This is a genomic window from Kitasatospora nipponensis, assembly GCF_039528135.1.
GTDB classification, from domain to species: domain Bacteria; phylum Actinomycetota; class Actinomycetes; order Streptomycetales; family Streptomycetaceae; genus Kitasatospora; species Kitasatospora nipponensis.
This window is the reverse complement of the sequence record NZ_BAAALF010000316.1, coordinates 1-5,509: the sequence shown is the minus strand read 5'-3', so window position 1 is coordinate 5,509 and position 5,509 is coordinate 1. Positions and strand designations below refer to the sequence as shown.

At 76.0% G+C, this 5,509-nt stretch carries 6 protein-coding genes; 2 read left to right on the top strand and 4 right to left on the bottom strand.

Translation table 11 applies throughout. From position 1 onward, the window contains the following. The 3 genes from ABD323_RS39200 to ABD323_RS39190 form a co-directional block, all read right to left on the bottom strand. A partial coding sequence (locus tag ABD323_RS39200) for an acyl-CoA dehydrogenase family protein (protein WP_344446883.1) occupies window positions 1–1,191 on the bottom strand: 1,191 nt, incomplete at its 3' end. Between the two features lie 328 nt (window positions 1,192–1,519). Next, entirely contained in the window at window positions 1,520–2,014 is a 495-nt protein-coding gene (locus ABD323_RS39195) for a hypothetical protein (protein WP_344446882.1), read from the bottom strand. A 539-nt stretch (window positions 2,015–2,553) separates the two neighbouring features. Then, window positions 2,554–2,838 (bottom strand): DUF397 domain-containing protein, encoded by a 285-nt coding sequence (locus ABD323_RS39190; RefSeq protein ID WP_425556314.1) that lies wholly within the window; start codon window positions 2,836–2,838, stop codon window positions 2,554–2,556. A gap of 281 nt (window positions 2,839–3,119) precedes the next feature. Here ABD323_RS39190 and ABD323_RS39185 point away from each other — a divergent pair, with 281 nt between their 5' ends. Both ABD323_RS39185 and ABD323_RS39180 read left to right on the top strand, forming a co-directional pair. Further along, a complete protein-coding gene (locus ABD323_RS39185; protein ID WP_344446881.1) occupies window positions 3,120–3,626 on the top strand; it encodes a PTS-dependent dihydroxyacetone kinase phosphotransferase subunit DhaM in 507 nt (168 codons plus the stop codon). Window positions 3,627–3,788: 162 nt separating this feature from the next. Further along, window positions 3,789–4,718 carry an NAD-dependent epimerase/dehydratase family protein gene (locus tag ABD323_RS39180; protein WP_344446880.1) on the top strand — a complete coding sequence of 310 codons (930 nt, stop codon included), beginning with the start codon at window positions 3,789–3,791 and terminating at the stop codon, window positions 4,716–4,718. A gap of 39 nt (window positions 4,719–4,757) precedes the next feature. Here ABD323_RS39180 and ABD323_RS39175 read toward each other — a convergent pair whose 3' ends face one another. Continuing rightward, complete coding sequence (locus ABD323_RS39175; protein ID WP_344446879.1) at window positions 4,758–5,414, bottom strand: NeuD/PglB/VioB family sugar acetyltransferase; 657 nt, start codon at window positions 5,412–5,414, stop codon at window positions 4,758–4,760. Window positions 5,415–5,509: the final 95 nt, after the last annotated feature.

Genomic DNA, 5,509 nt, shown 5'->3' with positions numbered 1-5,509 from the left:
GGCCAGCGCCGTGCACCCGGCGGCGGCGAGCACCACGTCCGGCGGCGGACAGTGCGACCGCCCGCTGAGCGCGTCCCGCAGGTAGCGCTCCAGCGGATGACGCCGGCTCAGGCCCGCCGCGCCGGTCACCTCGACCGCGCGCTGCACCGCCTCCACCACCGCCCGGCTGACCAGCAGGTGCGCGGGACCGGTCCGCCCGAGGGCGCCCGCCTCCCCCGCGTCGATCCGCGCGGCCAGCCCCGCCAGCAGTTCCTCGGCGCCGATCAGCGCCGTCTCCAGCTCGCCCAGCGTCTCCTGGCGGCGCGGCGGGACGCCGAGCGGCTCCCCCGCGACCGGGCGGGCCAGGAAGCGGGCCAGCCAGTCGCGCGCCGCCTGGGCTACGCCGAGTTGCACGGCCGCCAGCGCCAGGTCCCGCCAGGACGCGGTGATCGCCGCCGCCGGATCGGTGCGCACCGGGCCGGTCGGACCGGGCCCGGGGTCGACCGGTGCGGGGGCCAGCCCCAGCGCCGCCTCGGCGGGCACCCGGACCGCGCGCAGCAGCACGTCGTGGCCGGCGCCGGCCCGCAGGCCCAACTGCTCGGCGCCCGGGTCGACCTCGACCCCCGCACTGTCGCCGCGGACCAGGAAGGTTCCCGTCCGCGGCTGCGCCTCGTCGGTCCGGGCCACCACCGCCATCCAGGCCAGCGCCTCCGCGCCGGTGCAGCCGGTCTTGCGTCCCGTCAGCAGCCAGCCGTCGCCGTCCCGTTGGGCCACCGTGCGCGGTCCCTCGGCCGGCTCCGCCCAGAGCGTGTCGACCAGCGCCGGGCCGCGCCGGGACTCGGTGAGCAGCTTGCGGTACGCCGCCGTGGGCCAACGGCCGGTGCGGGCCTGCTCGGCGTGCAGCAGCAGCGTGAAGGCCGTGAGCAGCGCCACCGAGGCGTCCCCACGGCCGAGTTCGGCCAACACGCGGACGGTGTCGGCCAAACTTCCACCCGGTCCGCCGAAGCGCTGACCGACCGTCAGGGTCAGCAGGCCGGCCTCGTGCACCGCCTCGATGCCCTGGTAGGGGAAGGTCGCGTCGCGGTCGTGCTCCTCGGCCCGCGCGGCCAGCAGGTCGACCACCCGCGGCAGCCCGGCGAGGGCGGTGGCCAGCGCCGATCGCGTTGCGGTGGACGGGCCGGGAACGGCGGGATCGTCGGTGCGGGTACTCATGGCGCTGCCTCCGGGCGGCCGGCATGGGGGGCGCCGCAGCCGGCGGCGGCTGGACAGCGCTGGGGAGCGTGCGGGAACGGCAGGCGCGGCGGCCGTCCCGGGCGGCGGGGCACCGGGGCCGACCGGGGCCGCGGGGACGACGCGGCCGGACGGGCGCTACCGACAGAGCGCGCTGGCGGTCCGCCCCAGGTCCAGGTAGCTGGAGAGGGCGCGCCTGACCACGGGCCGCAGGCAGGTCGGCGACGGGCGGCGGGGCGGCATGCTCGTGACTGTACGAAGGGTTGATCGACGGCGTCAAGCGCCGCCGTGGCCACGGTGAACGGGCAGGTCAGGAGCCGTTGAAGAGATCGGCCGGCAGCGGCTTGAGCAGCTGGTAGAGATCGTCGGCGATCGGCCGGTCCCAGGAGGCGATGGTGACCTGGACCTGGTCGCTGCGGTCGAACTGGGCGCAGAACACCCGCTCCTCGCTGACCTTGACCTTCTTCACGATCAGCAGGTCGTCCCCGAGCATCACCGGGAAGTCCTCGGCGGAGACCAGCTCCACCGGCTCGTCGTTCTCCAGCGCGGCGAGCAGCTGTCTGACCTCGAACGGCACGCCGTCGGCGGTGTCCCGGGCCGGTGAGCCCTGCGGCAGGTTGCCGATGAACATCGCCGGGCCGCGGCCGCCGAACAGGTCGTACCGCAGGAAGATTCCCTGGCAGGAGCCGTCGGGGCCGGTCATCACCGCGGCGCCGAAGAGCCCGGGCCAGTCGCCCGGGTCCATCGCGAGGACGTCGAAGTCCGGGCCCGCTGGGGTGCCGGAGCGTCGGCGGAGAAAAGACATGCCGCCATCGTACGTGCACCCGCCCGGCCGGTCCGCACCGGGCGGCCGCCCGTGAGTCGCCTTGTCGACCCGGAGCTCCACGCTCCGAGACGAATGTTGACGCTGAGCAACCGTCCGGGCTACGGTCGCGGATGTACGGCAGCTGCTGTGGACAAGTTCCACGTGGGGGTGGTCTGCTGTGGCGCATTCGCGTGCGCTCATCACAGCCAACGCACATCGTCGTTCAGCCGCTGCACCGCACAGCACACCCTGACAATTCACCCAAAGCCTGGTTCGCGGGTTCCCCGACCCGTCGCACTCGCGGACCATGCCCGGGACACCGACGCGTGGGGGCGTTCGGATCCCGGGCACGGCAGCCTGGGCCCCCGTGGCCCCGCTGCCAGCCTCCCGGCGAGGACGGCCCATCCGGACCGTTCTCGGGGAACCGCGGGAGAGGCCCGGCCTCGCGAGCCGAGCCGAAACAGCAGACGCCGTGCACGACCGCGTGGGGGCGGTCGGCACGGCGTCTGCCATTTCCCGGAGCGACCTCCGGGCGCGTCTCAGGTCAGGTCGAACTCGCCGTCCTGGGCGCCGAGTACGAAGGCGCGCCACTCGGCCGGGGTGAAGACCAGCACCGGGCCGTCCGGGAACCGCCCGTCGCGCATCGCGATGTACCCGTCCACGAAGGCGATCTGGACGTCGCCGGGCGAACCGTCCTCCTGCTTGGCGGAGAGCCACTCGGCCCCGGTGGTGTCCAACGTGGGCTTGCGCGCCGGCGGAACGCTCGCCTCGCCCTGCTCGGCCCCGCCCCGTTGCGCCGCGTCGGTGTCCGTCTGGTGTGCCACGCTGATTGCTCCTCCCGAGTCGTTCAGAGCGATCAGGCTATCGGTCCGGGGCCCGCCCGACCGGTGCTCGCGGCGGACTCCTCCGGTCGGGCGCAGTGTGCCCGCACCGACCCCGCGCACCGGGTCCGCCGTGCTAGGGCGCAGCAGGTGACCCGGCGGCGGTGCGACGGATTGGTGGCGGCGGCTACGGCGCGGGCGCGGGACGCGACGGGTCCGATTTGCCACAGTTGGGGCTGGACCGGAGCGGGAGCCGCGAGCGCGGGGAGAGCTGGGAGCAGCCGATGGGCCAACGGGACAGCACGGGGGCGGACGTCATCCCGATCAGGGAGGCGCCCTCGGTCGCGCGGGTGCCGAGCCAGTCGCCGGTGCGCGCGGGCGCGCTGGGCCGGGTGGGCGTGGTGCTGGTCTCGCAGAGCCGCGACCTGGCCGAGGACGTGGCCGACCTGGCCCGGGCGATGGCCCAGGGCGAGGACCCCGCGCCGGTGGCGGCCACCGGCGGCCACCCGGACGACGGGCTGGGCAGCAGCGCGCTGCTGATCGCGGCGGCGGCCCGGCGGGTGGACCAGGGCCACGGCGTGGCGGTGCTGGCCGACCTGCCGGACGCGGTCCACACGGTCGCGGCCCTGCTGGCGGCGGCGGACGAGCACGGACTGCCGTTCCCGGTGCGGTTCGCCGACGCCCCCTTCGTGGAGGGCGCGGTGGCCGCGGTGCTGACCGCCACCGCCGGCGGGGACCTGACGGCGGTGCTGGACGCCGCGGAGGAGACCTACCGCCAGCGCAAGGCCTGACGCCCGCCGGCGGGCGGTCCGCGGGTGCGGACGGCCGGATGTGACGGGCCGTCAGGAGAACAGGTGCCCGAAGGGGCCCACCGAACGTGTCCGGGCGGCTACCATCGGCACCGGTGGTATCCGTCCAGTGAGAATCGTCGTCGTCGGAGGGGAATCCCTGTCATGCGCGTGGTCGTCACCGGTGGGGCCGGATTCATCGGGGCCAACCTCTCGGCCGCCCTGCTGGCGCGGCCCGAGATCACCGAGGTCCGCGTGGTGGACGACTTCAGCACCGGCCGCAAGGCCAACCTGACCGGGCTGGCGGTGACCCTGCACGAGGGCTCGATCCTCGACGCCGACCTGCTGGACGAGGCGATGCGCGGTGCGGACGCCGTGGTGCACCTGGCCGCCCTGCCCTCCGTACCGCGCTCGGTGGCCGATCCGCTGGCCAGTCACCACGCCAACGCCACCGGCACGCTGCAGGTGCTGGAGGCGGCCCGGCGGGCCGGCGGGCTCTACGTCGCGGCGGCGTCGTCGTCCTCCGTGTACGGGGCGAACCGGGAGCTGCCCAAGCGCGAGACCATGCGCACCGCACCGATGAGCCCGTACGCGGTGAGCAAGCTGGCCACCGAGGCGTACCTGGCGGCGTACCACCACTGCTACGGGCTGGGCGTGCTGCCGCTGCGCTTCTTCAACGTCTTCGGGCCGCTGCAGCCGGCCGGGCACGCGTACGCGGCCGTGGTGCCCGCCTTCCTGGAGGCCGCGCTGGCCGGCCGGCAGCTGACCGTGCACGGCGACGGCGGGCAGAGCCGGGACTTCACCTACGTCGGCACGGTGGCCGAGGTGCTCTGCGAGGCGGTGCTGCGCCGGGTGGTCCACCCGGACCCGGTCAACCTGGCCTTCGGCACCAGAACCACCCTGCTGGAGCTGGTGGCCGAGCTCGGCGTCGTGCTCGGCAGCCCGCCGGCCGTGCGGCACACCGAGCCGCGGGCCGGTGACGTGCGCGACTCGCAGGCCGACAACACCCGGCTGCGGGAGCTCTTCCCGCAGGTGCGGCCGGTCGCGCTGCGGCCGGGCCTGGAGCGCACCGCGCAGTGGTTCCGCGCTCAGTGACGACCGGCCGCTGACCGGCGGGTGGCGGGTCGGGCGGGGTCAGGTCCGGGCGGACCGGGCCAGCGGGCGGGCCGGGGAGCCGACCACCACCGTGCCCGGCGCGACGTCGCGGGTGACCACGGCCGCCGCGCCCACGAAGGCGTCCGCCCCGACCGTGCGGCCCTGCAGCACCACCGCGTTGCTGCCCACCGTCGCGCCGTCGGCCAGGTGGACCGCGCCGGAGACGTTGCCGCCCGGGTAGACCGTCACCCGCTCGCCCAGCACGCTGTCGTGGCCGACCGTCGCGTTGTAGTGGACCTGGGCGTGCGCTCCGAGCCGGACGTCGCAGGAGAGGTACGCGCCCCCCATCACCAGGCAGCCCGCCGCCAGCGCGGCGCTCGGCGCCAGGATCGCGCGCGGGTGCACCAGCGGGGCGCACGGTTGCGCGCCGCGTGCTTCGAGCAGGGCGGCCAGCCGCAGGCGGACGGCCGGATCGGCGATCGCGACCAGGTAGTGCGCCCCGGGCGGCACGGCGGCCGGGGCCAGCAGCGGCAGGCCACCGGGGCCGGTGGCGGGGTCGGTGGCGGGGTCGGACCCGGTGGCGGTGGCGCGGTCGTCGAGGAAGCCGGCGACCGGGCGGCTCGCCGCCGGGGCGGTGTCGAGCGCCCCGCGGCCGACCCCGCCGGCGCCGGCGATCCACAGGGGTGCTGGTGACATGAGGTCCATGGTGGCTCAGCCGCGCTCGCCCGGTGCCACCGGCGCGACCGGTGCGGCGAGCGGGGCGGTGGCCGGGGCGGCGAGCGGGCGGCGCG

Coding starts and splice junctions, on each gene's coding strand:
- ABD323_RS39195 (WP_344446882.1), bottom strand. CDS start 2,014: ATGTCTTTTCTCCGCCGACGCTCCGGCACCCCAGCGGGCCCGGACTTC.
- ABD323_RS39185 (WP_344446881.1), top strand. CDS start 3,120: ATGGGCCAACGGGACAGCACGGGGGCGGACGTCATCCCGATCAGGGAG.
- ABD323_RS39180 (WP_344446880.1), top strand. CDS start 3,789: ATGCGCGTGGTCGTCACCGGTGGGGCCGGATTCATCGGGGCCAACCTC.
- ABD323_RS39175 (WP_344446879.1), bottom strand. CDS start 5,414: ATGTCACCAGCACCCCTGTGGATCGCCGGCGCCGGCGGGGTCGGCCGC.